The sequence below is a fragment of the Leisingera sp. ABM4_103 genome (genome assembly GCF_056158685.1).
The window spans coordinates 2,740,115-2,765,378 of record NZ_JBSWTU010000005.1; the positions used below are offsets into that span (position 1 = coordinate 2,740,115).

Below are 25,264 nucleotides of genomic sequence, written 5' to 3' on the forward strand. Positions count from 1 at the left end.
CGGGTGCTGAAAGCGCCCTCCCCGTGGGGGAGGGGCGGGCGCTGCCCGGCCTGCCGGCCGGGCGGGCGGTTAGCTGTGAAGGGTCCCCAGCTCCGGGGTGTCCGCACCCGCGTCCTCATCCGGCCAGTTGGTGCGCCAGATCTCTGCCGACCAGTGGCCGCAATGCACCGCGGGGCGGTCAAAGCCTTCGACCGGCGGCAGCAGCGGTTGCACCACCACGTCATGGCGGGGCACCGCGAAATAGGGAAAGGAGTAGCGCTCCCGCCCGGATTTGTTCACCACCCGGTGCGGGGTGGAGACCAGCCGCCCGCCGGACCACAGCTCCAGCATGTCGCCAATATTGACCACAAAACCGCCGGGCGGGCAGTCCGGTGTGATCCAGCCGCTGTCGCGGGTCTGCACCTCGAGGCCCCCCACAGGGTCCGGCGCGATGATGGTCAGCGCGTCGGTGTCCTTATGCGGGTGGATGCCAAAGCCTTCCTCCTCCGGCGCTTGCGGCGGGTAGTGCAGCAGCGACATGTTGGTGAGGGGCGTCTCGAACGGCTTCTGAAACGCCGCCGGGTCCAGCCCCAGCCCCTCTGCCAGGGCGCCCAGCAGCAGGTGGAACACGCCGTCCAGCTGCGCCCAGTAGCCGAGGATCACATCGCGCGCTTCCGGCACCTCCGCGGGCCAGCGGTTGGGGCCGTAAAGCGGGCAGGCGGCGCGGATGGGATCATCCGCCGCCACCTCATGATGCAGCTTGTAGCCCTCGTATTTGTCCGCCGTGCCCGAGCCGTCGTTCGGCGTGAAGAACCCCATCGGGATATAGCCGCGGTAATTCTCCCGCGTAATTGCCTGATCCCATTTGGATTTCTCATCCACGGCAAAGATCGCCCGGACCGACTCCCGCACCGCCTCCACCGTCTCCTGCGCCAGGCCGGTGCCGGTGATCGACAGGAACCCGATATCCTCAGCCGCCGCCAGAATGGCTGCGACGGTTTGCTGCCGCTGCGGATGGCCGGCCTCCCGCAGCGGTGTGATGTCGATGGTGGGGATGGCCTGCGTCAATGGATCCGCACCCCCTGGCGTTTCAGCTCCGCCTGCACCTCGGTGATATTCACCGCGTCGAACTCGCAGCCTGATTTCACTGACAGCGCCGCGGCGATGCCTGCGCCTTGTCCCGCAACAGCGCAGCAGGCCATGTTGCGGGTGGCGGCATGGGCGATCTTGTCACCGCCGATAGCGCGGCCGGTGACCAGCAGGCCCTGAACGCCCTTGGGCAGCATCGACCGGTAGGGGATTTGCATATAGCGCCCGGTGGTCGGCAGGATAAGCACGCCGTAGCCGTCGATGAACTCCGGGTAGATGCCGATGGTGTCCTCGAAGCGGCCCTGGTTGCGGGTCTCATCCTCGGTGATGTTGTGATGCGCGTCGATCTTGCGGGTGTCGCGGATGCCGATGGTCATGCCGAAGTTGCGCAGCCGTGCGCCCTCGCAGCCCGGGGTGTAGGCGCGCAGCGCATCAATGGCATGCATCGCCTGCTTGCGCCCCTCGATCTCGCCCTTGGTCATGCTGTCGGGGTCGGTGCCGTCGATGCCCGCCAGATGCACCAGGTTCATATAGGTCATCTCACCTAAGTCATGCACCGCGCCCCAGGTGCCGCCGATGGTGTTTAGATGCGCCGGGATCACCCCGTCGCGGATCGCCTGGGAGAACGGCTTGGCCAGGAAGGGGGAGAACATCTCATCCTCCTTGCCGGAGGTCTCCACCTGCCATTCGCCGGTCGACCAGTTGGCATAGGTTTGCGGATCGGCCTTCACGCCCTCCATGAACTTCTGCTTGTCGACGCCCGCAATGTGGAACATCACGCTGGCCGCCTGCATCTGCTCCACCGGGGTTTTCACGCAAGGCGCGCCCATCATATGGGCAATGTCAGCATCGCCGGTGGCGTCGATCACCCGTTTCGCCAGCACCGCCTCGCGGCCTGCCTTGGATTCCACGATGACGCCGGTGATGCGGCTGCCCTCGCGGATCGGGGCCACGAACACCCGGTGCAGCATCGGGTGGATGCCGGCCTCTTCGACCAGCTTGTCGGCGACCAGCTTGAAGCCCTCGCTGTCCAGCTCATAGCTCAGCGACTGGCTCTCCGGCACCGCGGCGCCCATCGCCTTGGCGCGCTCCTCGAACTCCCAGCCGATGCCGCCGGCCTCCACTGTCTCCTCGTGCCGGTACCAGGCAAAGCCCTCGACACCCACGGTGGTGATATTGCCGCCAAAGCAGCCGAACCGGTCCAGCAGGGTGACCTCCACCCCCGCCCGCGCTGCCGCCAAGGCCGCCGCCAGCCCGCCGGGGCCGGAGCCGACGACCAGCACGTCTGTTTCATGGATGACCGGGATCTCCCGCGCCGGCTCATGGATGGTTTTGGTCACGTCTCTCTCCCCACGGACTCAGTGCGCCCCGGTCTGTCCGGGGCGTTTCCGCTAACACTTTCGAATCTTGAATGACGATTCAAGTTCTTTTGCGCCCCGATGCCGCAAAAACGACAGGAGTCTGCAAATGCCGCAAATAGCGGGGTCTTTGCCGGGTTCCGGCAGGTTGCAGCGCTGGAAACTTCCGCAGCCAGCCCCCGCAAAACAGCGGGAAGACACGCAAATTAGGAGATTTTCGCGTTTGATGCGACACTTGGCGGGCTTTTAGCGAGTTTTAGGGAGGAAACATGCCAGAGACAAAGAAAATGCTCGATCCCGACCCGAGAGTCTGGGACTTCGAGACTGAGTATGAGCTGGGACAGGACAACATCCGGCCGCTTGGCTTGGATATCCACAATCCTGTCTTCCTGATTTCCAGTATCCTGATTGCCGCTTTCGTGCTGATCGCGCTTGCCAACCAGGAGGCGGCAGCGGCCTTCTTCGGCTGGCTGCGGCCGTGGCTGACAAGCACCTTCGACTGGTTTCTGGTCTTGTCGGTGGATGCCATAACCCTGTTCTGCCTGGCACTGATCGTCCTGCCTGTCGGCTCTGTCCGGATCGGCGGCAAGGATGCCAAGCCGGACTATTCCTATGCCGGGTGGATTGCGATGATGTTCGCGGCCGGCATCGGCATCGGCCTGCTGTTCTTCGGCGTGCTTGAGCCTGTCTACTACAACTTCTCCGAAGGCGGAGCCGCACGGCCCTTGGGGATCGACATCAATGAGCCGGGAAATGAATACATCGGCATTGTCGGCACCATTCACCACTGGGGGCTGGAGGGCTGGGCGGTCTACGCCGCGGTTGGCCTGTCGCTGGCGATCTTCTGTTACAACCTCGACCTGCCGCTGACCCTGCGCTCGGCGTTTTATCCGCTGCTGGGTGAACGGGTCTGGGGCTGGTGGGGCCACGCCATCGACACGCTGGCAGTGTTTGCCACCCTGTTCGGCCTGACCACCTCGCTGGGCCTTGGCGCGCAGCAGGTCGCGGCCGGCCTTTATGAGGTGTTCGGGATCGAGCCGACTCCGACGGTTGTCGTGCTGCTGATCATCGGCATCACTGCGATCGCGCTGGGCTCGGTTCTGCTGGGCATGGACGCGGGCGTGAAACGGCTGTCGGAAATCAACATGGTGATGGCGGTCGGTCTGTTTATCTTTGTGATCCTTGTGACCGGCATCGGCACCGCAATTGCGCGCTATTTCAGCGTGATGGTGGACTATGTTCAGCTGCTGCCGGCGCTTTCAAACCCGTTCGGGCGCGAGGACACCAGCTACTTCCACGGCTGGACCACCTTCTACTGGGCCTGGTGGATCGCCTGGTCGCCCTTTGTCGGCATGTTCATCGCCCGCATCTCCAAGGGCCGCACGGTGCGCGAATTCGTGCTGTGCGCGCTGATCGCGCCTACAGCGGTCTGCGCGCTGTGGATGTCGACCTTTGGCGGCGGCGCCATCGACATGCTGAACGCCGGCGGCGCCGAGGGCGTCAAAGCGACGGTGATCGACAGCTACAAGCCCGAGGGCGCGCTGTTCGGCTTCCTGAAGGAGCTGCCTTTGTACTCAATCGTGGCGCCGGTCTCGCTGGTGCTGATCGTGATCTTCTTCGTGACGTCATCGGACTCCGGCTCGCTGGTGATCGACACCATCACCGCAGGCGGCAAGATGGACGCGCCGGTGATCCAGCGGGTGTTCTGGTGCACGCTGGAGGGTCTGGTGGCCATCGCGCTCTTGCTCGGCGGCGGGCTGTCGGCGCTGCAGGGCGCGGCGGTCTCAACCGGTATCCCGTTCACACTGGTGGTGCTGACGATGTGCTACTGCCTGTGGCTGGCGCTGCGGGCTGAGCGGGCGAAGATGTAAGTCGCCGCAGAAGACCGTTTGAAATTGCCGCGGGCGTTCCGGTGCCCGCGGTTTTCATTTTCGGGAGCTGGCGCGCAGCGGCAGCGGCAAGCCCACCTCCGCCCTTGCCCGCATCCCCATCACCCACTAAACCGGGCGGGAACTCGAACCCACATCACCGATGGAGCCAAGATGCGCCTGTCCCGCTATTTTCTGCCGGTTCTGAAAGAGAACCCCTCGGAAGCCCAGATCGTCAGCCACCGGCTGATGCTGCGCGCCGGGATGATCAAGCAATCCTCCGCCGGGATCTATTCCTGGCTGCCGCTCGGCTTCAAGGTGCTGAAGAAGATCGAAAGCATCGTCCATGACGAGCAGATCCGCGCGGGCCACATCCCGATGCTGATGGCCACCATGCAGCCCGCCGACCTGTGGCGCGAGTCGGGCCGCTACGACGACTACGGCCAGGAAATGCTGCGCATCAAGGACCGCCACGACCGCGACATGCTGTTCGGCCCCACCAACGAGGAGATGATCACCGACATCTTCCGCGCCCATGTCAGCTCCTACAAGGACCTGCCGCTGACCATGTACCAGGTGCAGTGGAAGTTCCGCGACGAGATCCGCCCGCGCTTTGGCGTGATGCGGGGGCGTGAGTTCTACATGAAGGACGGCTACAACTTCGATCTTTCCAAGGAAGACGCGCTGCACGCCTACAACCGCCACCTGGTCAGCTACCTGCGCACCTATGAGCGGATGGGCCTGCAGGCGATCCCGATGCGCGCGGACGGCGGCCCGATCGGCGGCGACTACACCCATGAATTCCTGGTGCTGGCCGAAACCGGCGAGTCCGAGGTGTTCTATGACTTTGCAGTGACCGACCTCACCTTCGGCGACCGCGAGATCGATTATGACAGCGTTGAGCAGTGCCAGGCGGTGCTGGAGGAATTCACCTCCAAATACGCCCGCACCGACGAGACCCACGACGAGGTGGTGTTCCAGGAGCAGGTTCCCGAAGAGCGCCGCCGTTTTGCCCGCGGCATCGAAGTCGGTCAGATCTTCTACTTCGGCACCAAGTATTCCGAAGCGCTGGGCGCCACGGTGCAGACCGCGGATGGCCAGAACGTGCCGGTTCACATGGGCTCTCACGGCATTGGCGTGTCGCGTCTCCTGGGCGCGATCATCGAGGCCAGCCATGACGACAAGGGCATCATCTGGCCCGAGGGCGTGACCCCGTTCCATTGCGGTATCGTCAACCTCAAGCAGGGCGACGACGAAGCCGATGCAGCCTGCAACCAGCTTTACGCGGCGCTTACCGCAGCCGGGCTGGATCCGCTGTACGATGACCGCAACGAGCGTGCGGGCGGCAAGTTTGCCACCATGGACCTGATCGGTCTGCCCTGGCGCATCACCGTCGGCCCGCGCGGCCTGAAGAACGGCGTGGTGGAGCTGACCTCGCGCCGCACCGGCGAGAGCGAAGAGCTGAGCCCGGAAGAGGCGGTGAAGAAGGTGGTTGCCATCTACGAGAAACACCGCACCGGCCGCGGGTTCTGAGCAGCGCGGGGAACCGGCTGAACGATTTTGGAAAGGGGAGCGGCAACGCTCCCTTTTTTTTGCGGCTTGCGGCGCGGCCCGCAGCAGGCGGATTACCGGCGGATATGCAACCGCACCTTGACCCCGCGCGTTATGCAGCACAGGTTGCAGGCAAATTTCCCGGGCAGGACCCCTCTATGGCCACGACACCACCGCCGTTTTCCCGTTTCGAATGGATCATCGCCTGGCGCTACCTTCGCGCCCGCAAGGCCGAGGGCGGGGTCAGCGTGATGACCTGGATCAGCCTGATCGGCATCACCCTGGCGGTATTTGCGCTGATTGCCACGCTGGCGGTGCGCTCCGGCTTCCGGTCGGAATTTGTCGGCACCATCCTGGGCGCCAATGCCCATGTCACTGTCTATTCCTATGGCGAGGTGAACGAAGCGGGTGTGCTGGACCGCTCGCTGAAGGACTACGAGGCACTGGCCGAGACCGTGGCCGCAGTGCCGGGCGTCACCCGCGCAGCGCCGCTGGTCAAGGGGCAGGTGATGGCGAACCTGAGACAGCGTAATGCGGGGGTCGAGGTCTATGGCATCTCCGCCGCGGATATTCAGGGCATTCCGGGTGTCGCCCAAAGCGAAGAGGCCATAGGGGATCTGTCGCGCTTTGAAGAGGGCATCGCCATTGGCTCCGGCGTGGCGCGGGAGCTTGGGGTGAGCGTCGGCGACAAGATCAAGCTGATCTCCCCCAATGGCGTCAAAACCGCCTTTGGCACCAGCCCGCGGGTCAATGCCTATGAGGTGGTCTATGTGTTCACTGCGGGCCGCTGGGACATTGATCGCACCCGGGTCTACCTGCCGTTTGCCGAGGCGCAAGCGTTCTTCAACCGCGAGGGCGTGGCGGATGAGATCGAGGTGATGGTCGAGGACCCCGAAAATGTTGACGCAATGGCGCTGGATATCCAGCAGGCGGCGGGCGGCACTGCAGGCGTCTGGACGTGGCGCGATGCCTCCGGCGGCTTCCTGCGGGCGCTGGAGGTCGAGGACAACGTGATGTTCATTATCCTGTCGATCCTGGTGCTGATCGCGGCGATGAACATCGTCTCGGGGCTGATCATGCTGGTCAAGAACAAGGGCCGCGACATCGGCATCCTGCGCACCATCGGCCTCAGCGAAGGCTCGGTGATGCGGGTGTTCTTCATCTGCGGCGCCTTCACCGGAGTGATCGGTACCATTTGCGGCGTGGTGCTGGGCTGCCTGTTTGCGCTTTATATCGATCCGATCTTCTCCTTTGTGAACTACATCATGGGCGGCGGCGTCTGGGACCCTTCGATCCGCGGCATCTATGCGCTGCCTGCGGAGCTGCGGCTGGCGGATGTGGTCTCGGCCACCGCGCTGTCGCTGGGGCTGTCGTTCTTTGTGACCATTTTCCCGGCCCGCCGCGCGGCGCGGCTCAATCCGGTGGAGGCGCTGCGCTATGAATGAGATCACGCTGGAGCTGAAGGGGATCGCCAAATCCTATCTGAAAGGCACGCCAGGGCAGGTCGAGGTGCTGCGCGGTGCCGATCTGGCCTTGCAGGCCGGTGAGATCGTGGCACTGGTTGCGCCCTCGGGCGCGGGCAAGTCGACGCTCTTGCATATCGCGGGGCTCTTGGACACGCCGGACGCGGGCGAGGTTCGGGTGGCTGGTGAAGACGTGACCCGCAAGGGCGATCGCCGCCGCACCCGTGTGCGCCGTCAGGAGGTGGGCTTTGTCTATCAGTTCCACCACCTGCTGCCGGAGTTCTCGGCGCTGGAAAACATCGTGCTGCCGCAGCTGGCCAATGGCGCTTCGCAGAAATCCGCGGTGGCGCGGGCGGCGGAGCTGCTGGGCACCGTGGGCCTTGCAGGCCGCGCCGATCACCGCCCGGCGGCGCTGTCGGGCGGCGAGCAGCAGCGGGTGGCTTTCTGCCGGGCGCTGGCCAACGCGCCGCGGGTTCTGCTGGCGGATGAGCCGACCGGGAACCTCGATCCCGGCACCTCGGACCAGGTGTTTGCGGCGCTGATGGAGCTGGTGCGCGGCACCGGCCTGTCAGCGCTGATTGCCACCCACAACCTGGAACTGGCAGCGCGGATGGACCGGCAGGTCAAGCTGGAGAACGGGCTGCTGGTGCCGGTTTAGGTGCCTGCCGCCCGGAACAAGGCGCGCAGCGCCGCCGGGCGAGCGCCTGCCCGCCCGCACGGGCTGGCGCTTTTGCGGGGGCAGTGATCTTCTGACAACTCGTACGGATTTGGCAGGGATAAACTGCCTTGCATCAGCGTCACGGCGCCACCCCGCGGGCAGGCGCTCGCCCGGCTGTTCTCCGCCATTTGACCTTATCAACGGCACTGGTCCACTCTGGTGCATGGTACGTTCTCCAGTGACGGTGGTTTCAGATGCAGAAGACGGTCTCGGTCCTGAAGGATCTGGTGGTGCTGTTGCGCGATGCTTCGGTGATTGCGCTGTTTGCGGTGTTCCTGCTGTTTCCGCAGAAGCTGAACGGCATTCTGGTCAGCGCGGGGTTTGAGGAGGGCAGCTTTGCCGGCTTCAAGTGGAAATCCAAGCTGGTCGAATACGACGCCACCGTGGCGGAGCTGCAGACGGCGCTGGCGGAGGCGCAGAAGGTGAACGCGCGGCTGACCCAGGCGCTGCAGGCCGCCGGGGGCGGAACCGGGGATCTGGAGCGCGAGGCCGAGCTGGTGCAGCAGGACGCCGCCGTGGCGCTGGAGGCGGCCAGCAAGACGGTGGCCGGAAACCAGCAGCTGGTCGAGCAGGCCCGCGCGCAGCTGCAGGAGGAAGCGATCCGCTATTGCTACCAGGAGGACAGCGGCAGGAAAGGGGCGCAGAACTTTCTGGTAGCCTGCCACACCACGCCGGAGCGCTGTGAGCGGGCCAAGGAAAACCCGGCCACGCGGTCCTCTGCCTGCGTGGCGCTGGACATGAACACGGCGCCCTGGCAGCCCAGTCCGGGCGGGTTCTGGGGGTCGCTGTTCCAGTACAGCGCCGCGCCGCTGCCCGCGCCGTTTCCCCAGGTGGAGTAGCCCGGCAGAAGGGCGGGGCGGCGGAACCTTGCCTGCCGGGGCCAGGCGGCTTTGGCGGCCGGGCGGTGGTTTGCTATCAGCTGTTAAATTCCAGCCGGGCGGGCTAGGCTGTCCGGGGATGCGCAGAAAGGGCTGAGACGTGGTGAATTCGGTAATCGAGAAAGATGTGACGGTCGAAGGCAATGTCACCTCCAGCAAAGGCAGCGTCGAGGTCCGCGGCCGGGTGGTCGGCGATGTCTCGGCGCAGGCGGTGACAGTGCTGGAAGGCGGCACCGTCGATGGCGCGCTGAGTGCGAAGTCGGTCACCGTGGAAGGCGCCTACAGCGGCAAGATCGAGTGCGACGACCTGCGGCTGGCGGCCAGCTCGAGGGTGCGGGCCGACGTCTCGGCGCAAAGCATGTCGACCGAAAGCGGTGCCCAGGTTGAAGGCAACATCAAGGTCAGCGGCAAGAGCTGAGGCCGCTGGTGCAGCGGCCCATTGCAGGGCAGGCAATTCCTGCTGGCCTCCCTGCGCCTTGCCGGCTACGAGCGGGGCATGACTGACACATTGCCGCCGTGCCCCGAATGCGCCTCTGCCTATACATATCAGGTGGACGCCCTGCTGATCTGCCCTGAGTGCGCCCATGAATGGGCGGCGGGGGAGGCTGCGGACACTGCTGCGGAAGTCCGTGACAGTGTCGGCAATCTGCTGAGCGACGGGGACACTGTGACGGTGATCAAGGACCTGAAGCTCAAGGGGACATCCTCTGTCATCAAGGTCGGAACCAAGGTGCGCGGCATCCGTCTGGTGGATGGCGATCACGACATCGACTGCAAGGTGCCGGGGGTGGGGCCGATCGGGCTGAAATCCCAGTTCGTGAAGAAGGTGGCGGGCTGAAGTCTTTGCGCTGTCAGGCCGGAAACCGCGAGGCCGGTGCGTCACTGCTGCGGTACGGCGGCTTCGGCGTGTCCGGCTGCCAGCGAAATTGACAGCTTCGATCCCGTCACCACAATCGCTGTGAACATCGCCAGTGCAAAGACCGCGAATACGGGGATGCGCCAAAGCAGGGACCGTTTTGTTATGGCGGTACCGGAATTCTGCCGCTTGGCGGCAACGGCCCCGTGAAGCCAGATTCCTGCCAGCATACCGCCGAGCATGGGCAAAGAAGCCAGTATCACGATGAGTCCGTCGGGCAATCCCGGCGGTTTGCCAGCGGGGATGATCGCCGGGAGCAGCAGATTTGCAGCCAGAGTGCCAGCCAGCCCGCCTGTGAGTGTGTAGACGAACAGGAGGGGCAGCTGGCGCAGGCGTGTGCTTTTGTTCATGTGAAATTGCCTGAAATAATAAGGTTTTAAATCTGCTTCTTAACGCTTCCGTGCTCAATGGGCCTTCCGGGCTGCGGACTGCGAGTCCGGTGTTTTATTGCCCGGACAGGGCCGTGTTAGGGGGCAATGGAGCGTCTGCCCGGGAAGGGGCGCGGTCGGGGCCGCCATCACGCCATCTGGGTGATCCAGACCCCCAGCGCCATCACTGAGATGCCCGCGGCGCGGGTGAGTGTCAGCGGGCTGATCTGGGCGCCGAACAGGCCGAAGTGGTCGATGGCTGCGGCAGAGATCAGCTGGCCGATCAGCACGAAGAACACCGCATTCCCCACCCCGAAATGCGGCGCCACATGGGTGATCGACAGGACGTAAAAGGCCACCAGAACCCCAGCCAGAAACAGATGCTTGGGCGCCGCCGGGATCTTGGCCAGCGCCTGCGGGCCTGCAATCAGCGCATAAAGAACTGTTGCAACCAGCGCGATCAGGAACAGCACCACGGCGGCGGATGCGGGGGAGCCGATAAGTTTTCCCAAAGCTGCATTCAGCGCCGCCAGCACCGGGATGCCGAGGCCTGCGGCCAGCATGATGAGGGCGTATTGGGTCATGTCGCGGCTCCTGCAGGTGTCTCTGCGGTTTTGTGAACGGAAATCCCTTGGCAGCACAAGCGCTACGTTGCGGCCTAGTGCCGGAATCCGGCGCGAATTCCGGCCATAAAAATAGACTTTCTATGGCCGTTCTCCGCGGCGGAAAACGGCGGGTCAGTCGCAGATGCCGTCCAGCTCTGCACCGTTCCACGGCAGGTAGACATCGCTTTCGCGGCTTTGCGGCAGCGGGCTCACCGGCATGGCGGCGGCCAGCATCTTGTGCAGCCGCCGGGTGCGGGGCGCCTGCGGGGCCAGGGCGCGGCAGCAGACGTATTCCTCCATGATGGCGCCTTGCTGCTCAAACCCGTAGGTCAGGAAATCGGGCTCTCCCTCCAGGTCGAACAGATAGGGGTCGCGGCTTTGTCCATGCTCCACCGCCGCGCGCAGCGGCGAATAGCCGGTGCGCTTGCGGTTCTGCCATTGCCAGGCATGGGTGATCTCATGCGCCAGCAGCATCGCCTCCACCAGGTGCAGCCGGTCCGGGTACTCCGGCAGGTAGTTTTCCAGGTACCAGTCGCGGGTGAAGAAGATCCGGTTGAACAGCGCCACCGCGGCCGGGGAGGAAGTAACGATCTCATCCTTGACCGGCGGCAGGATGCGCTCGCGGCAGGTGACGCGCGGGCGCGGCATCCGGCGGAAGGTGACCGCGCCGACCGGGGCCCCCTTGACGATGCGGATCCTGTCCGTGTTCAGGCTGGTGCCGTGCAGCCCGTCCAGATAGGCGCGTTCGGTTTGCGTCAGCGGGCGGCCGCAGGCGGTGAGGATCAGGAAAGCGAGGAGCAGCAGGCGGATCATCTGCACAGGGCCTTTGCGTCAGCAGCTCATCGCCAGCACGCGGCTGATTTCGGTGAGCGTGCGTCCCGATTGCTCCATCCAGTCGTTGAACGCGGCTTGCACCGCCTTCAGCGCGGTCTTGGAGGTGGCGGGTTTGTCTATGATGCCTTCGGCGATCAGGCGGGTGGTGACGTCCTGACTGAGGATGAAACTGTCGCGGCCGGCAAAGCGCATGGCGTACTGGCCGGTGTTGCCGCCAAGGCGGGCGCCGCGTTTCTTGAGCATGTCCAGCAGCCCGATGTAATCGGTGGAGGGCCAGCCGCCCAGCACTTGGCCCGCGCCGCCCTCGTCGCGCAGCTCCATCAGGAAGGCGGCGTTGTGGCGCACGGTGGCGAGCTTGGCGCCATTGCGCACGACGCGGGTGTCGCTGAGGATCCGGTCGAACTCGTCCTCGGCCATGAAGGCGCAGGGGCCCGGGTCGAAGCCGTGGAAGACCTCCTCGAACCCGTCCCATTTCGCCTCGATCACTTTCCAGTTGAAGCCTGCCTGGAAGATGCATTTGGTCATCACGGACAGCCAGCGGTCTTCCGGCAGCGCCGTCACCTTGGGATCGGGTCTGCTGAGTTTCTCCTCCAGCGCCGCGGCGCCGCCGTGGCGGTCTGCGGAAATGGCGTAGATCTCGTCGAATGTGCGCATGGCAGGGTCCTGTGGCGTCAGGTCAGGTTAGCGGCGCTGGCGCAGCTCGACAATGGATTTGCCGAGACGGAAGGGGGCGGCGAAGCTGACGAGGCACAGCGCAATGATCTGCAGGACCAGGATATGGGCATTGTCCTGCAGGTATTCCCACTCCTCCTTGAGCTTGGACACATGGGCGATCAGGTCGTCATAGGCGCGGGCGATGATCAGGTAATCGCCGGCGATGGCGGGCACCTTGCGGCGCATGTTGTCCACGGCTTCCTGGGCCGGGGCGTCGAGCGAGGTGAAGACCAGGAACGCCTCGGGATCGAAGGCGCTGGCCTGGGCTTCCATTTCTTTCATTCCGTCTGCTGTGCCGCGGCCGCCGAACAGGAAGCTGAGACCCTGCAGGGGCGCGACCTCATCCGTCACTGCGATGAACAGGGGCAGCTCGGCGTTGCCCGCGGTGGAGGCGGAGAGGAATTCGACCTTTTCGCACAGGACGGCGATGTCGGCGTCATAGGCCGGGTCGCAGAAGCGCAGGCGGAAGCGGGCGGCGTCGCGGTCGAAGGCCGCCGTTGCGGCATAGGCGATGTCGATCTGGCGTTCGAGCTTGGAGCTGTCGGCGGCGTAAATGCCGGAGATGACGGCGACCAGCGCGCCGAAGCCGCCGAGGACCACCCAGACGAGGTCCGCCAGTTTCCAGGCGCGGTGGCCTGCGGGTTTGCGGAACAGGAAGGCGGTGCCGATCAGCCCTGCGAAGAAGAACATGAGGAGCAGGGGCAGCTGGTTGTCCGCGATGAAGGCCATGCCCGGTCTCCTGGCTGGGTGTGATGGCCTAACCATAGGAAGAGGCAGGGGTTTCAGGCAACCGCCCTCACGAAGCTGTCACCGCGCAGGGCTGCGGCCCGGCGGGAGGGTGTCTCCGTCCGGGGCGGCTGGCTGTGCGGGGCGGGTGCCCCTTGTCTCGTGTGGCCGGTGGTCAGCGGCCGGAGTAGAGGAGGCGGCGCCGCCAGAGGGCGGAGGGCCGGGCAGGGGGTCGCAAGCCCCCATGTCCGCTCGAAAGCTCTCATCTGCGGAAAACCCCTGCACCCAATGAAGGAGGTGGTCTTGGGGGTTCCGTATCTCCTGACGGTGCGGGGTGTCAGACCGCACCATGTGTCGCGACGCAGGTGAGTATGGCAGAGCCGGGTTAAGGCGCGGCAAGCGGGGCGTGCGGTGGTTTGCGGCGTGAGGCAACGGGGAAGCCGTTTTGACCGAACCGCTTGCGGCCTGGTCTGCGCCGGTCTGCCTTTCGAACTGAAGGGCTGGAGGTTCGTCTCCGGCAAAACGGACAGGCGTCTGCGTGCCGTCCCAAGGTCAGGCCCGGGCCTTGTGCCGCGGCACACTCGCAGCAAGCGTTATTTTGCCGCTTCCCGCGCCACTGCAGCAATGGCCGCCCGCACATCCGCCTCGCGGCTGCGGTGGTTGGTGATCGCCGCCCGCAGCATCACCCGGCCGTCTGCCCGGGTGGTCGAGAATACCGCCTCGCCGCTTTCCTGCAGGGTCTGGGCGATGCGGGCGTTCACCTGCGACTGCGCCTCCGGCGGCAGATTGCTGCGTGCCGTGAACACGCAGACATTCGACACCACCGGCGCCCCCAGCGCCATATCGGGCTGTCGCTCCACCTCTGCCGCCATAAACGCCGCCAGCTCGCAATTGCCGGTGATCGCCTCGGAAAAGGCTGCTTCGCCATATGTTTCCAGCGCCGTCCAGACCTTCAGCGCCCTGTTGCCGCGGCTGAGGTCAATGCCATAGTCGCAGAACCAAGGCTCGCCGCCCGCCAGCCCGCGCTCGGCCCCTTCCAGATAGGCGGGCCGCGCCGCGAAGGCCGCCCGGTGCTCGTCTTCGTTGCGCAAAAGCGCCATGCCGCAGTCATAGCCCACATACATCCACTTGTGGAAATCCAGCGCAATGCTGTCGGCCCGCCCGATCCCGTCGCTGAGCGACCGGTACGGCTCCTCCGCGATCCGGGTCCAGGCGCCGAAGGCCCCGTCCACATGCAGCCACAACCCCAGATCCGCCGCGGCATCCGCCAGCGCGTTCAGATCGTCAAACAGCCCAAGGTCCACCGTGCCGGCATTGCCCACCACCAGAAAGGGCTTCGCCCCGGCGGCCTTGTCGCTTGCAACCATCGCCGCCAAAGCAGCGCAGTCCATTTGACCGTCCTTCAGCGGCACCTTGCGCAGGTTGTCCGAGCCGATGCCCAAAAGCTCCACCGCCTTCAGCGTTGCGTTATGGACGCCGTCCCCGGCGTAGGCGGTCAGCCGCACAGCGCCTTGGCCATGCTTGCGCAGGTCCTTCAGCACCCTGAGCCGCGCCGCCTGAAAGGCAATCACCGTCGCTTGCGAAGTGCCGGTCACCAGGAGCCCGCTGGCGCCCTCCGGCATCCCCATCTTGCGGCGTGTCCAGTCAACCACCGCGCGCTCCATGTAGTTCGCGCCGTGATCGCGCCCGCCCATGTTGGCGTTGACGGCCGCCGCCGCCAGTGAGCTGATCAGGTCCGAGGCCAAACCCGAGCCCTGCACCCAGCCCCAGAACCGCGGATGGGTGTTGCCGCCGTGATAGGGCAGCACGTCGCGGATGATCCGGTCCACCGCTGCCCGCGGCCCCAGCGCCTCTGCCGTCACCGCATAACGCGCATCAATATCCTCCGGCACCGGCTGCCAGGGACGCTCCGCAGCCTGCTGCATCTGGTCGAGCGCGGCGTCCAGCATCCGCTGCGCCTCAGCCCGGAACGCCGCCCAGTCCTGCGTCTTGATTCCCTTCTCAGCCACCCGCGCGCCCTCCTTCTGCCCTTAGCTGGCAGAGGTTTAGCCCGCAGCCCCTTGCGCCGCACGGAAAATATCGACGCACCCGAATAACCGGAACTTAGCTTCGATGGTTTGAAAACTCGCACATGCCAGCAGCCCGGCGGCACGCCGGATGGCCTCCAATCCGGGGCCAGGCGCAGCCCTGTCCTTAGAAGATTTAAAGCGGTACGAAGCTCAGCCCGGCCTTATCCACAGCCCCTTGCGGCCCTCTTCCACCCGGCCCCAACACCTGCCATAATGGCCGCCAATCAACACCAAGGAAGAGCAGTTCCCGCACATGGCCGACGACCTTCTCAGCACGCCTGCAGCCGATACCTATGACGCGTCCTCGATCGAGGTTCTGGAAGGCCTCGAACCGGTCCGCCAGCGCCCCGGCATGTATATCGGCGGCACCGATGAGCGCGCGCTGCACCATATGGTGGCCGAGATCCTCGACAACTCGATGGACGAGGCGGTTGCGGGCCATGCCAACCGGATCGAGGTGACGCTGCACGCCGATTACGCCGTCACCATCTCCGACAACGGCCGCGGCATCCCGATCGACCCGCACCCCAAGTTCCCGGACAAATCGGCGCTGGAGGTGATCCTGTGCACCCTGCACGCGGGCGGCAAGTTCTCGGGCAAGGCCTATCAGACCTCCGGCGGCCTGCACGGTGTCGGCTCCTCGGTTGTGAACGCGCTGTCGGATTCCATGGTCGTGCAAGTGGCCAAGAACAAGGAACTGTTCGAACAGCGCTTCTCCCGCGGTCTGCCATTGGGTCCGGTCGAGAAGGTCGGTGCCGCCCCCAACAAGCGCGGCACCTTCGTGACCTTCCACGCCGACGAGGAAATCTTCGGCCACCACCGCTTCAAGCCCAAGCGGCTGTTCACCCTGGTGCGCTCCAAGGCCTATCTGTTCTCCGGCGTCGAAATCCGCTGGAAATCGGAAATCGACGACGGGGAGACGCCGCAAGAGGCCACCTTCCACTTCCCCGGGGGCCTGCGCGACTACCTGACCGAAGTGCTGGGCAAATCCTCCGTCTATGCAGACGTGCCCTTTGCGGGCAAGGTCGAGTTCCGCGAGAAGTTCGGCGAGCCGGGCTATGTGGAGTGGGCGATCAACTGGACGCCGTCGCGCGACGGTTTCACCCAGTCCTACTGTAACACCGTTCCCACGCCCGAGGGCGGCACCCATGTGGCGGGTTTCTGGTCCGCCATCCTTAAGGGCATCAAGGCCTATGGCGAGCTGGTCAGCAACAAGAAGGCCGCCCAGATCACCCGCGACGACCTGATGGCGGGCGGCTGCGCGCTGGTCAGCTGCTTCATCGCCGACCCGGCCTTTGTCGGCCAGACCAAGGACCGCCTGTCGACTGAATCTGCCAACAAAATGGTGGAAAACTCGGTCCGCGACCATTTCGACAACTGGCTGGCCGCCGACACCAAATCGGCCGGCGCCATTCTCGACTTCCTGATCCTGCGCGCCGAGGAACGCCTGCGCCGCAAGCAGGAGAAGGAGACCCAGCGCAAGTCCGCCACCAAGAAGCTGCGCCTGCCCGGCAAGCTCACCGACTGCACCGCCAAGAACCGCGCGGGCACCGAGCTGTTCATCGTCGAGGGCGACTCCGCCGGCGGCTCCGGCAAGGGCGCGCGCAACCGCGAAAATCAGGCACTGCTGCCCTTGAAGGGCAAGATCCTGAACGTGCTGGGCGCCGCCTCCAACAAGCTCGGCTCAAACGCCGAGATCAACGACCTCTGCGAAGCGCTAGGGGTCGGCCTCGGCACCAAGTTCAACCTTGATGACTTGCGCTATGACAAGATCATCATCATGACCGATGCGGACGTCGACGGCGCCCATATCGCGTCGCTGCTGATGACCTTCTTCTTCACCCAGATGCGCCCGCTGATCGACGGCGGCCACCTCTACCTCGCCTGCCCGCCGCTGTTCCGACTGACCCAAGGCGCACGCCGCGTCTACTGTCTGGACGAGGCCGAGCGCGACAAATGGCTGGAAAAGGGCCTGGGCGGCAAGGGCAAGATTGATGTGAGCCGCTTCAAGGGTCTTGGCGAAATGGACGCCAAGGACCTGAAGGAGACCACGATGGACCCCAAGACCCGGAAATTGATCCGGGTGACGATCGATGAGGACGAGCCCGGCGAGACCGGCGACCTGGTCGAGCGTCTGATGGGCAAGAAACCCGAGCTTCGCTTCCAGTATATTCAGGAGAATGCGAAGTTTGTTGAGGAGCTGGATGTTTGAGGGCTGACTATGCTCCCAATTTTGCTCGAACACCACGAACTTAAGTCAGCAAGAAGAGCTTTGCTAGCTTGCTCTTCTGCAACAATTTTTCTGGCAGGCGTCAGTGTTACCGGAAACAATGTAGACCTGTTGGGGCTAACAATTGAGATCCGTGAAAGCCAGATTTTAACAACTGCACGCTTGCTAACTTTGTATTTTGCGTGGGTCTATTTTTTACTCAACTTTTCAAATATACTAGGTGCCGCTCAGGGCTTTATCTTTAGATCAATCGACCAAAGAATTAAGATCGAAAAGGACAAGGCTTACTCCGTCGACGTCAACCCCGATGAACTCGGGTATGAAGATGACTATGGCCCACCTGATCCGTGGTGGGTGTATTTTGACGAGATCAAACAGAAATTGACTAAATGGCGGGGGGTGACAGCGAATGTCACGATGTGGCTAACCCAACTCTCAATACTGCTGATCGAATACTTCCCACCAGTTGCCTTATCAGTAGGTTCAATATTGTTCCCAGAGCAGGTCAACGGCTGGCTTTATAGCGTATTCAATCGCTAAGCTCCCACACCACAAGGCCCGCGCCTGACCTTGGGAGGGCGCGAATGCGCCTTCCCGGGGGGAAGGTCAGGCGCGGGCCGTGCGGCTGACGCCTCACGGCCCAAGGGGCATCCAGCCAGCGCCGCTCTTTGATTTGCGCTGTTGGCTGCGAAGGGCTCCGCCCGTCCACGCCTCAAACAGTCCCCCGGACCGTTTGTCCCTGCGGGAACCGGCGTGAACTCCCCGGGGAAGGTCAGGCGCGGGCCGTGCGGCTGGCGCCTCACGTCCCAAGGGGGCAGGCGTCTGACGTTCCGTTTTGTCTTCCACTGATGCGTGCAGCCGCTACTCTTCCGCCCAGACAGTCAGGGAGAGACGCATGGCCTGGATCAGAACCGTTCCGTTCGAGGACGCCGCCGGCAAGCTGAAGAAGCTTTATGAGCGGGTCACCGGGCCGGGGAACAATGTCGACAATATCATGATGGTGCACTCGCTGCGGCCGCATTCGATGGAAGGCCACATGGCGCTTTACAAGAATGTGCTGCACCACACGGGCAACACGGTGCCGAAGTGGTTCCTGGAGGTGCTGGGGGTCTGGGTCTCAAGCCTCAACGAATGCGCCTATTGCGTGGAGCACCATTTCGCCGGGCTGCAGCGGCTTTTGGGGGATGAGGCGCGGGGGCGGGCGATCCGGGCGGCGATCGAGGCGCGTGATCCGGGCGCGGCGCCGCTGGAGCCGGGGCAGGCGCAGGCGATGGTGTATGCGCGGCGGCTGACGGAGGACCCCGCCAGCGTGACCGCGGCGGATATCGAGGCCTTGCGGGATGCAGGCTTTGACGACGGGGAGATCCTGGAGATCAACCAGGTGACCGCCTATTTCGCCTATGCCAACCGGACGGTGCTGGGGCTGGGATGCTCCACCAAAGGCGATGTGCTGGGCCTGAGCCCGAACAATTCGCAGAACCCGGATGATTGGGGGCATACGTAAGGGGCGCTGCCCCTCGGCCCTGGCGGGCCTCACCCCGGGATATTTTCAGCCAGATGAAGAGGATCAAGCGGCCTGGCGTCCGCTTTTAGGTGTGCAAACCGCTCATCTTTTGATGCAGGTCAGGGCGGGGCGGCGGCGGCGGCAGTATGGTTGCGGCGCAGATTCAAAGAAGGAGCTTTTTATGGACGCCGCAGCACAGAACATTGTGAACAGCGCCGCAGGGACAGTTCAGGCACCGGAGCCGGAGGTGCCCCCCGCCGTACCGCGGGCGCCAACTGCAGAGGATATCCGGCGGGCCTTTGAGAGCGGCAAGTACCCGTACCCGCGCAAGATGGTGCGCAAGGAGTACGAGGCGGAAAAGGCCCGGCTGCAGGCGGAACTGCTGAAAGTTCAGCTGTGGGCACAGGAGACCGGCGAGAAGTTCGTGATGCTGTTCGAGGGCCGCGATGCGGCGGGCAAGGGCGGCACCATCAAGCGGTTCACCGAGCACCTGAACCCGCGCTCGGCCCGGGTGGTTGCCCTGAACAAGCCTTCGGACGAGGAGCGCGGGCAGTGGTATTTCCAGCGCTACGTGCGGCATCTGCCGACCAGCGGCGAGATCGTGTTCTATGACCGGTCCTGGTACAACCGCGCAGGCGTCGAACGGGTGATGAGTTTCTGCGAGCCGAACGAATACCTGGAATTCATGCGCCAGGCGCCGGAGTTTGAGCGGATGCTGGTGCGGTCGGGCATCCGGCTCTACAAATACTGGTTTTCGGTCACCCAGGAAGAGCAGAAACGCCGCTTCGACTCGCGCGAGACCGACCCCCTGAAGCAGTGGAAGCTGTCGCCGATCGACAAGGCGTCCCTGGGCAAGTGGGATGACTACACCGAGGCCAAGGAGGCGATGTTCTTTTACACCGATACGGCGGATGCGCCCTGGACGGTGATAAAGTCCAACTGCAAGAAACGGGCGCGGATCAACTGCATGCGGCACTTCCTGGCCTCGCTGGATTACCCCGGCAAGGACCCTGAGATTGTGCAGGAGCCGGATCCGCTGATCGTCGGGCAGGCGCATCATGTGATCCATCAGTCCGATCACATTCTGGGCAAAGCCTTGCATCCGGGCACACGGGCGCGCTGAAGCCCGCCTGCGGCGCAGCCCTGCGGTTGCGGGGCTGCAGTCAGGCGCGTAATGCTTTGACGCATGAAACATATTGCTCCCTTGTTCGCAGCTGCGCTGCTGGCTCCGCAGGACGCCGGGTCGCACCCGCATATCTTTGTCGATACCGCGCTGAAGGTGATTGTCTCGGACGCGGGGCAGCTGGAAGCGGTTGAGATCACCTGGGCCTATGACGAGTTCTATTCGCTGCTGATCTTCGAGGACCGGGGACTGGACAGCGATTACGATGGTGCGCTGACGGCGGAGGAGCTGGCCAAGCTGCAAGGGTTCGACATGGCCTGGACCGAGGGGTTCGAGGGGGATACTTACCTGACCCGCGACGGCGCCGAACTGGAAATGGGGGCGCCGGTGCATCTGGCGACGGTGGTCGCGGACGGGCGCATCACCACCCGGCACCGCCGCGCCCTGGTGCAGCCGCAGGCGGCCGATGGCGTGGTGATCAAGGCATATGACCCGGGCTATTACACCGCTTACACGATGACCGGCGGGCTGGAGGTCTCCGGCGGCTGCCAGGGCAGCATCACGCCGCCGGATCTGGATGCGGCCTATACCAAGGTGGAGGAGCTGCTGTATGCGATGCCGGCCGATCAGGCAGAGGAGGCATACCCTGAGGTGGGCGAGGCCTTTGCCGATACTGTGCGGCTGAGCTGCGGGGCCTAAGGTGCGGATTTTCCTGACCATAGCTGCGCTGGGCGTGGCGGGTCTGGCGCTATGGCTCTGGGGTTTTGGCGGGGCCGGGGTGGTGTCGGCCTGGGCGGCGGAAGGGCAGCGGGAGGCGCAGAACGCGATGGCGCGGGGGCTGCGGGCCTTGCGCGCGGGCGAGCCGGGCGCGCTGATGGCGCTGCTCAGCTTGTGCTTTGCTTACGGGTTCTTCCACGCCGCAGGTCCTGGCCATGGCAAGCTGGTGATCGGCGGCTATGGCATGGGCAAGCCTGTGCCCCTGGCACGGCTGGCCGGGCTGGCGCTGGCGTCCTCGCTGGCGCAGGCGGCCACTGCGGTGCTGCTGGTGGCGGGCGGGCTGATGCTGCTGGACTGGGGGCGCGAGCAGCTGACCAGTGCAGCCGAGGACGTGCTGGCGCCGGTGTCCTACGGGCTGATTGCACTGGTGGGCCTGTGGCTGCTGGGACGGGGCCTGCGGCGGCTGCTGGGCAGCCGGGCTGGCGGACACGGGGCCCATGATCATCACCACCATCATCATGAGGCCGACGAGGTGTGTTCCTCCTGCGGGCACCGGCACGGGCCGACCGTGGAGGAAGCGGCCAATGTTCATTCGCTGCGCGATGCGCTGGCGATTGTGGGCGCGGTGGCGCTGCGGCCTTGCACCGGGGCGGTGTTCCTGCTGCTGCTGACCTGGCGGATGGGCGTTTTGTGGTCCGGGATTGCCGGCGCCTTTGCCATGGGGCTGGGCACCGCCACGGTCACCGTCGCTGTGGCCGCGGCTGCCGTGACCATGCGAAAGGGGGCGCTGGCGCAAATGCAGGGAACGGGCGCCTTGCGCGCTGCCGCGGTGCTGGAGATCCTCGCGGGTGGCGTTGTTGCCGTGCTGGCGGGTCAGATCATGCTGCGGGCGCTGTAACGGTCACGCGTCCAGGGCTTCCTGCAGAAGAGTGAACATCGGCTCCAGCGTCAGGTAGGCGGACATCAGCGCCGCCATCGGCGCGTCCTGTTCGCGCGGACTCATTTCGTGCCAGAAGGTTAGGGACTTGCGCTGCAGCAGGTGCCCGTGGGGATGCGCCTTGCCATAGGGGGCAGGGACTCGCTTCAGCTCGGGTTCATTGGCGGCAAAGCCCTTGAGCGCCAGGATGTCCACGAGGGCTGCGGCTTCGTCCCCGGTTTCGCCGTCCACGGCCTCGCGCCAGCATGGCAGCTGCGGTTTGGTGAAGTTCATTATGCCGCCGCCGGTGGTGCAGGACTTGGGGTCGATGCCGAAGAACAGCGCACAGCCTGCGCTGTTCACCGTCCACATCATGTGCAGATGGGTCTTGTAGGGCGTCTTGTCCTTGGAGAACCGGATGTCGCGCTGAGGGCGGAACAGTCTGGGCACCGCTTGCGCGCCGGTCCGTTTGGTGATCGCCTGCGCGACCTCGTCCAGCAGCAGCAGGGCGGGGGATTTCAGCTGCGCCTCATAGCGGTCCTTATGGGCAGTGAACCAGTCGCGGCTGTTGTTCTGTGACAGCTCGGTCAGAAAGGCGCGGGCGTCGGGGATCAGCTGCGCAAAGGGGTCGGTCATCTGAAATGGCTCCTGCAAGCGGTGGGGCGGTCTGTGCAGAATACCACCATGGGCCTGTGCAGGGGGCAAGGAGACTCTGCTCTTGCCGGAACCGTCCGGCAAGCCTAAGGCTGGCTTCATGAGCACGTTAACCAACCGACACACCGAAATGTCACCGGGCGGCCATGCCCGGGCGATTGCCGTTCTTGGCCTGCCGCTGATCGGCGGCCACGTGGCGCAGTTTGCCATCGGCCTGACCGATACGGTCATGCTGGGCTGGTACGGGGTGGAGGCGCTGGCGGCGGTGACACTGGGCTCGACCTATTTCTTTTCGATCTTTCTGCTGGGCTCCGGCTTTGCCTTTGCGGTGATGCCGATGGTGGCGGCTGCGGCGGGCGCTGGAGAGGAGCGCCAGATCCGCCGCTCCACCCGCATGGGGCTGTGGTTGTCACTGGCCTATGGCGCGCTGGCAATGCCCTTGCTGTGGTGGTCGGAGCCGATCCTGCTGCTGCTGGGGCAGGAGCCCGAGGTGGCCCATGCGGCGGCCGAATATCTGCGGATTGCCGGCTGGGCGATCTTTCCCGCGCTGTTGTACATGGTGGCCAAGTCCTATCTGGCGGCGCTGGAGCGGACACAGATCGTGCTGTGGCTGTCGGTGTTCGGGGCGGTGCTGAACGCGCTGGTGAACTATGCGCTGATTTTCGGCAATTGGGGCGCGCCGGAGCTGGGGATTACAGGGGCGGCGATTGCGTCCCTTGTGACCAACGGTGTGTCCTTTGTGCTGGTGCTGGCCTATGCGCTGAAGGTGCTGCCGGAGCATGAGCTGCTGAAGAACTTCCAGCGCCCCGACTGGGAGATGCTGGGCCGGGTGTTCCGGATGGGCACGCCGATCGGCCTCACGACGCTGAGCGAGAGCAGCCTGTTTGCGGCCTCGGCGATGATGATGGGGTGGCTGGGCACGGTGCCGCTGGCGGCGCATGGGATTGCGATCTCGCTGGCGGGGCTCACATTTATGGTGCACCTGGGGCTGTCCAATGCCGCCACCATCCGGGCGGGCAATGCCTTTGGCCGCGGCGACCGGGCGCACATGGCGCGCGGCGGCAAGGTGGTGACGGCGATGTCGCTGGGGGTTTCAGTGGTGGGGGTCACCCTGTTCCTGACCATTCCCGGACCGCTGATGTCGCTGTTCCTGGACTCGGCGGACCCGCAGAAAGACCAGATCCTGCTGATCGGTGCGGGCCTTTTAGCGGCGGCGGCGCTGTTTCAGATGATGGACGGGATGCAGGCGATTGCGCTGGGCCTGTTGCGCGGGGTGCAGGATACAGGCGTGCCGATGGTGATTGCCGCGCTCAGCTATTGGGCGGTGGGTATCCCGGCCTCTTATGTGATGGGGTTTGTATTCGGCTGGGGCGGTGTGGGCGTCTGGATGGGGCTGGTTGCCGGCCTGACGACGGCGGGGCTGTTCCTGATGAAACGGTTCTGGGGGCAGTCGATCAAGCTGGTGGGGGCAAAGCCCGCGTAGGCCGCGCTGGGCCGCACAGCGCTTGTCAGTCCGCGCCGCTGCCGCGTCCCATGATGTGGATCGGGGAAAACGCGCCCAGTATCAGGCGGCGGTGGTCGAAGGGGATCTCGACGGGGATGTCGAAGCGGGTGTCCTTGGCGATGCGGGCTTCGGCGTCCTCCATCTCCTCCCTGCTGGGCCAGACCTGCCAGGAGAGGACGATGCGCTCCCCCGGGCGGGCAGCCACAGCGCGGCGGAAATCGGTGTGCTGGCCGTCGGGCACGTTGTCCTCCCAGGAGTTGACAATCTCCAAACAGCCGTATTCGCGGAACAGCTCGGCACTGGTCTTGGCCCAGGCCTTGTACGCCTCGAAGTTTTCTTCGGGGACGGGGATCACAAATCCGGCAACATACATGGCGGCCCTCCCTAGGATCGGCCCGGGCACCGCCCGGCCTTGGCGAGTTTGGCACGGGGCGGCGTTTCACTCCAGCGTCTTGCTGAGGGCCGCGGCGCGGGGTTGACCGCCTGGTGCCCTGCGGGCAGGATTCCGGAACAGCCTGATTTTCAACCGGAAAGCCCCTTGCCATGATGACCGACGACGACAAGCGACTGCTGCGGATTGCCTATGAGGAAGCCAAGGCAGGTTTTGACGAGGGCGGCTGCCCGATCGGTTCGGTGCTGGCGCGCGGCGGCCAGGTGGTGGCGCAGGGGCGCAATCAGCGGGTGCAGAAGGGCGACCCGATTGCCCATGGCGAGATGGATGCGCTGCGCAAGGCCGGGCGGCAGAAGACCTACCGGGACACGGTGCTGTATACCTCGCTGTCGCCTTGCATGATGTGCAGCGGCACCATCGTGCAGTTCGGTATTCCGCGGGTGGTGATCGGCGACACGCAGAACTTTGGCGGCAACGAGGATTTCCTGCGCGCCCGCGGCGTGGAAGTGGTGATTGCCGAGGACCCGGACTGCATCGCGCTGATGCAGCGGTTCATCCGCGAAAAGCCGGAGCTGTGGGCGGAAGACATCGCCGAATAGGACGCCCGGGCGGTCAGAACCAGTAATAGGGCACCTGGTAATGATCGTAGATGCTTTCCTCGTGCTTGCGGTCCCGGTGCCAGCCTTCGTACTGCGCCGGAGCGCTTTCGAGCTGTTCAGGGGTGATGCTGGTGCGGAACCCTTGCAGGCCGCTGTCGTAGGAAAGTGAGCCCCAGGGGATAACGTATTCCTGTTCGCCAAGGCCCAGGAACCCTCCGAACGTCACGATGGCATAGGCCGCTTTGCCGGATGATTTGTCGATCATCAGGTGATCAATGGTGCCGGCCTTCTCGCCAGCCTCATCATAGACCGCGGTGCCGGTCACATCGTTTGTGGAGACGAGACTGCTTTCAGTGCCGTGTTGAGCCTGTTGCATGGGTTTTCTCCTGTTTGTGGTGTGATGGAAACTCAACGTTCCGGCCCTGCGATTGTTCCGGCGGCGCGTTGGACGGGGCGATGGATGACCGGCATATGTGCTAGGCTGGCAGCG

Annotated in this window: 26 protein-coding genes; 15 read left to right on the top strand and 11 right to left on the bottom strand. The window is 64.6% G+C overall.

What is annotated here, in order from left to right; translation table 11 throughout:
• Window positions 1-69: 69 nt before the first annotated feature.
• Window positions 70-1,047 (bottom strand): isopenicillin N synthase family dioxygenase, encoded by a 978-nt coding sequence (locus tag ACXAED_RS15005; protein ID WP_475051049.1) that lies wholly within the window; start codon window positions 1,045-1,047, stop codon window positions 70-72.
• A complete protein-coding gene (locus ACXAED_RS15010; RefSeq protein ID WP_475051051.1) occupies window positions 1,044-2,408 on the bottom strand; it encodes an FAD-dependent oxidoreductase in 1,365 nt (454 codons plus the stop codon). Before ACXAED_RS15010 ends, ACXAED_RS15005 begins: the two co-directional genes overlap by 4 nt.
• A gap of 287 nt (window positions 2,409-2,695) precedes the next feature.
• Between ACXAED_RS15010 and ACXAED_RS15015 the strand changes: the two genes are divergently transcribed.
• The 7 genes from ACXAED_RS15015 (at window position 2,696) to ACXAED_RS15045 (ending at window position 9,742) form a co-directional block, all read left to right on the top strand.
• Entirely contained in the window at window positions 2,696-4,297 is a 1,602-nt protein-coding gene (locus tag ACXAED_RS15015) for a BCCT family transporter (protein WP_475051053.1), read from the top strand.
• Window positions 4,298-4,468: 171 nt separating this feature from the next.
• Window positions 4,469-5,827: a proline--tRNA ligase gene (proS, locus tag ACXAED_RS15020; protein WP_475051055.1), complete on the top strand. Its 1,359-nt coding sequence runs from the start codon at window positions 4,469-4,471 to the stop codon at window positions 5,825-5,827.
• 176 nt (window positions 5,828-6,003) lie between these two features.
• The gene (locus ACXAED_RS15025) at window positions 6,004-7,290 is read left to right on the top strand and encodes a lipoprotein-releasing ABC transporter permease subunit (protein WP_475051057.1); all 1,287 of its coding nucleotides are present in this window, start codon (window positions 6,004-6,006) and stop codon (window positions 7,288-7,290) included.
• Window positions 7,283-7,966, top strand: a complete 684-nt coding sequence (locus tag ACXAED_RS15030; RefSeq protein ID WP_475051059.1) for an ABC transporter ATP-binding protein — start codon at window positions 7,283-7,285, stop codon at window positions 7,964-7,966. The genes ACXAED_RS15025 and ACXAED_RS15030 overlap by 8 nt, the downstream gene beginning before the upstream one ends.
• A 254-nt stretch (window positions 7,967-8,220) precedes the next feature.
• The gene (locus ACXAED_RS15035; RefSeq protein WP_475051061.1) at window positions 8,221-8,865 is read left to right on the top strand and encodes a hypothetical protein; all 645 of its coding nucleotides are present in this window, start codon (window positions 8,221-8,223) and stop codon (window positions 8,863-8,865) included.
• A 139-nt stretch (window positions 8,866-9,004) separates the two neighbouring features.
• Window positions 9,005-9,322, top strand: coding sequence for a bactofilin family protein (locus ACXAED_RS15040; protein WP_475051063.1), 318 nt, complete (start codon window positions 9,005-9,007; stop codon window positions 9,320-9,322).
• 78 nt (window positions 9,323-9,400) lie between these two features.
• The gene (locus ACXAED_RS15045) at window positions 9,401-9,742 is read left to right on the top strand and encodes a zinc ribbon domain-containing protein YjdM (protein WP_475051065.1); all 342 of its coding nucleotides are present in this window, start codon (window positions 9,401-9,403) and stop codon (window positions 9,740-9,742) included.
• A 41-nt stretch (window positions 9,743-9,783) separates the two neighbouring features.
• Here ACXAED_RS15045 and ACXAED_RS15050 read toward each other — a convergent pair whose 3' ends face one another.
• The 6 genes from ACXAED_RS15050 to ACXAED_RS15075 all read right to left on the bottom strand — a co-directional run bounded on the left by ACXAED_RS15050 (window position 9,784) and on the right by ACXAED_RS15075 (window position 15,076).
• On the bottom strand, window positions 9,784-10,170 hold the full coding sequence (locus ACXAED_RS15050; protein ID WP_475051066.1) for a hypothetical protein: 387 nt from the start codon (window positions 10,168-10,170) through the stop codon (window positions 9,784-9,786).
• A gap of 167 nt (window positions 10,171-10,337) precedes the next feature.
• Entirely contained in the window at window positions 10,338-10,772 is a 435-nt protein-coding gene (locus tag ACXAED_RS15055; protein ID WP_475051068.1) for a DMT family transporter, read from the bottom strand.
• 153 nt (window positions 10,773-10,925) lie between these two features.
• On the bottom strand, window positions 10,926-11,606 hold the full coding sequence (locus tag ACXAED_RS15060) for a hypothetical protein (RefSeq protein ID WP_475051070.1): 681 nt from the start codon (window positions 11,604-11,606) through the stop codon (window positions 10,926-10,928).
• A gap of 18 nt (window positions 11,607-11,624) precedes the next feature.
• Window positions 11,625-12,281 carry a DNA-3-methyladenine glycosylase I gene (locus tag ACXAED_RS15065; protein ID WP_475051071.1) on the bottom strand — a complete coding sequence of 219 codons (657 nt, stop codon included), beginning with the start codon at window positions 12,279-12,281 and terminating at the stop codon, window positions 11,625-11,627.
• A 27-nt stretch (window positions 12,282-12,308) separates the two neighbouring features.
• Window positions 12,309-13,070, bottom strand: a complete 762-nt coding sequence (locus ACXAED_RS15070) for a hypothetical protein (RefSeq protein WP_475051072.1) — start codon at window positions 13,068-13,070, stop codon at window positions 12,309-12,311.
• A 590-nt stretch (window positions 13,071-13,660) separates the two neighbouring features.
• Entirely contained in the window at window positions 13,661-15,076 is a 1,416-nt protein-coding gene (locus ACXAED_RS15075; protein ID WP_475051073.1) for a pyridoxal phosphate-dependent decarboxylase family protein, read from the bottom strand.
• A gap of 313 nt (window positions 15,077-15,389) precedes the next feature.
• On the opposite strand from ACXAED_RS15075, the gene parE reads away from it, so the two are divergent.
• The 6 genes from parE to ACXAED_RS15105 all read left to right on the top strand — a co-directional run bounded on the left by parE (window position 15,390) and on the right by ACXAED_RS15105 (window position 21,608).
• Entirely contained in the window at window positions 15,390-17,348 is a 1,959-nt protein-coding gene (parE, locus tag ACXAED_RS15080) for a DNA topoisomerase IV subunit B (RefSeq protein WP_475051075.1), read from the top strand.
• A 9-nt stretch (window positions 17,349-17,357) separates the two neighbouring features.
• On the top strand, window positions 17,358-17,906 hold the full coding sequence (locus ACXAED_RS15085) for a hypothetical protein (protein ID WP_475051077.1): 549 nt from the start codon (window positions 17,358-17,360) through the stop codon (window positions 17,904-17,906).
• 355 nt (window positions 17,907-18,261) lie between these two features.
• Window positions 18,262-18,870, top strand: a complete 609-nt coding sequence (locus ACXAED_RS15090; RefSeq protein ID WP_475051079.1) for a carboxymuconolactone decarboxylase family protein — start codon at window positions 18,262-18,264, stop codon at window positions 18,868-18,870.
• A 181-nt stretch (window positions 18,871-19,051) separates the two neighbouring features.
• A complete protein-coding gene (ppk2, locus tag ACXAED_RS15095; RefSeq protein WP_475051080.1) occupies window positions 19,052-19,993 on the top strand; it encodes a polyphosphate kinase 2 in 942 nt (313 codons plus the stop codon).
• A 63-nt stretch (window positions 19,994-20,056) separates the two neighbouring features.
• On the top strand, window positions 20,057-20,692 hold the full coding sequence (locus tag ACXAED_RS15100; RefSeq protein ID WP_475051081.1) for a DUF1007 family protein: 636 nt from the start codon (window positions 20,057-20,059) through the stop codon (window positions 20,690-20,692).
• A 1-nt stretch (window position 20,693) separates the two neighbouring features.
• Complete coding sequence (locus ACXAED_RS15105; RefSeq protein WP_475051083.1) at window positions 20,694-21,608, top strand: nickel/cobalt transporter; 915 nt, start codon at window positions 20,694-20,696, stop codon at window positions 21,606-21,608.
• A 3-nt stretch (window positions 21,609-21,611) separates the two neighbouring features.
• Here the strand turns inward: ACXAED_RS15105 and ACXAED_RS15110 are convergent, their stop codons facing one another.
• Complete coding sequence (locus tag ACXAED_RS15110; protein ID WP_475051085.1) at window positions 21,612-22,262, bottom strand: TIGR02453 family protein; 651 nt, start codon at window positions 22,260-22,262, stop codon at window positions 21,612-21,614.
• A 118-nt stretch (window positions 22,263-22,380) separates the two neighbouring features.
• On the opposite strand from ACXAED_RS15110, the gene ACXAED_RS15115 reads away from it, so the two are divergent.
• Window positions 22,381-23,763 carry an MATE family efflux transporter gene (locus ACXAED_RS15115; protein ID WP_475051086.1) on the top strand — a complete coding sequence of 461 codons (1,383 nt, stop codon included), beginning with the start codon at window positions 22,381-22,383 and terminating at the stop codon, window positions 23,761-23,763.
• 25 nt (window positions 23,764-23,788) lie between these two features.
• Here the strand turns inward: ACXAED_RS15115 and ACXAED_RS15120 are convergent, their stop codons facing one another.
• Entirely contained in the window at window positions 23,789-24,157 is a 369-nt protein-coding gene (locus ACXAED_RS15120; RefSeq protein ID WP_475051087.1) for a DUF1428 domain-containing protein, read from the bottom strand.
• A gap of 170 nt (window positions 24,158-24,327) precedes the next feature.
• Here ACXAED_RS15120 and ACXAED_RS15125 point away from each other — a divergent pair, with 170 nt between their 5' ends.
• On the top strand, window positions 24,328-24,774 hold the full coding sequence (locus ACXAED_RS15125; protein WP_475051089.1) for a nucleoside deaminase: 447 nt from the start codon (window positions 24,328-24,330) through the stop codon (window positions 24,772-24,774).
• Window positions 24,775-24,787: 13 nt separating this feature from the next.
• Here the strand turns inward: ACXAED_RS15125 and ACXAED_RS15130 are convergent, their stop codons facing one another.
• Window positions 24,788-25,150, bottom strand: coding sequence for a PRC-barrel domain-containing protein (locus ACXAED_RS15130; protein WP_475051091.1), 363 nt, complete (start codon window positions 25,148-25,150; stop codon window positions 24,788-24,790).
• Window positions 25,151-25,264 lie beyond the last annotated feature (114 nt).

Excerpts from the sequence above, each read along its gene's own strand:
- ACXAED_RS15025 (WP_475051057.1), top strand. The coding sequence starts at position 6,004 with ATGGCCACGACACCACCGCCGTTTTCCCGTTTCGAATGGATCATCGCC.
- ACXAED_RS15035 (WP_475051061.1), top strand. The coding sequence starts at position 8,221 with ATGCAGAAGACGGTCTCGGTCCTGAAGGATCTGGTGGTGCTGTTGCGC.
- ACXAED_RS15125 (WP_475051089.1), top strand. The coding sequence starts at position 24,328 with ATGATGACCGACGACGACAAGCGACTGCTGCGGATTGCCTATGAGGAA.
- ppk2 (WP_475051080.1), top strand. The coding sequence starts at position 19,052 with ATGGACGCCGCAGCACAGAACATTGTGAACAGCGCCGCAGGGACAGTT.
- ACXAED_RS15050 (WP_475051066.1), bottom strand. The coding sequence starts at position 10,170 with ATGAACAAAAGCACACGCCTGCGCCAGCTGCCCCTCCTGTTCGTCTAC.
- ACXAED_RS15015 (WP_475051053.1), top strand. The coding sequence starts at position 2,696 with ATGCCAGAGACAAAGAAAATGCTCGATCCCGACCCGAGAGTCTGGGAC.
- ACXAED_RS15090 (WP_475051079.1), top strand. The coding sequence starts at position 18,262 with ATGGCCTGGATCAGAACCGTTCCGTTCGAGGACGCCGCCGGCAAGCTG.
- ACXAED_RS15115 (WP_475051086.1), top strand. The coding sequence starts at position 22,381 with ATGAGCACGTTAACCAACCGACACACCGAAATGTCACCGGGCGGCCAT.
- ACXAED_RS15045 (WP_475051065.1), top strand. The coding sequence starts at position 9,401 with ATGACTGACACATTGCCGCCGTGCCCCGAATGCGCCTCTGCCTATACA.
- ACXAED_RS15130 (WP_475051091.1), bottom strand. The coding sequence starts at position 25,150 with ATGCAACAGGCTCAACACGGCACTGAAAGCAGTCTCGTCTCCACAAAC.
- ACXAED_RS15110 (WP_475051085.1), bottom strand. The coding sequence starts at position 22,262 with ATGACCGACCCCTTTGCGCAGCTGATCCCCGACGCCCGCGCCTTTCTG.
- ACXAED_RS15085 (WP_475051077.1), top strand. The coding sequence starts at position 17,358 with ATGCTCCCAATTTTGCTCGAACACCACGAACTTAAGTCAGCAAGAAGA.
- ACXAED_RS15030 (WP_475051059.1), top strand. The coding sequence starts at position 7,283 with ATGAATGAGATCACGCTGGAGCTGAAGGGGATCGCCAAATCCTATCTG.
- ACXAED_RS15100 (WP_475051081.1), top strand. The coding sequence starts at position 20,057 with ATGAAACATATTGCTCCCTTGTTCGCAGCTGCGCTGCTGGCTCCGCAG.
- ACXAED_RS15060 (WP_475051070.1), bottom strand. The coding sequence starts at position 11,606 with ATGATCCGCCTGCTGCTCCTCGCTTTCCTGATCCTCACCGCCTGCGGC.
- ACXAED_RS15070 (WP_475051072.1), bottom strand. The coding sequence starts at position 13,070 with ATGGCCTTCATCGCGGACAACCAGCTGCCCCTGCTCCTCATGTTCTTC.
- parE (WP_475051075.1), top strand. The coding sequence starts at position 15,390 with ATGGCCGACGACCTTCTCAGCACGCCTGCAGCCGATACCTATGACGCG.
- ACXAED_RS15065 (WP_475051071.1), bottom strand. The coding sequence starts at position 12,281 with ATGCGCACATTCGACGAGATCTACGCCATTTCCGCAGACCGCCACGGC.
- proS (WP_475051055.1), top strand. The coding sequence starts at position 4,469 with ATGCGCCTGTCCCGCTATTTTCTGCCGGTTCTGAAAGAGAACCCCTCG.
- ACXAED_RS15120 (WP_475051087.1), bottom strand. The coding sequence starts at position 24,157 with ATGTATGTTGCCGGATTTGTGATCCCCGTCCCCGAAGAAAACTTCGAG.
- ACXAED_RS15055 (WP_475051068.1), bottom strand. The coding sequence starts at position 10,772 with ATGACCCAATACGCCCTCATCATGCTGGCCGCAGGCCTCGGCATCCCG.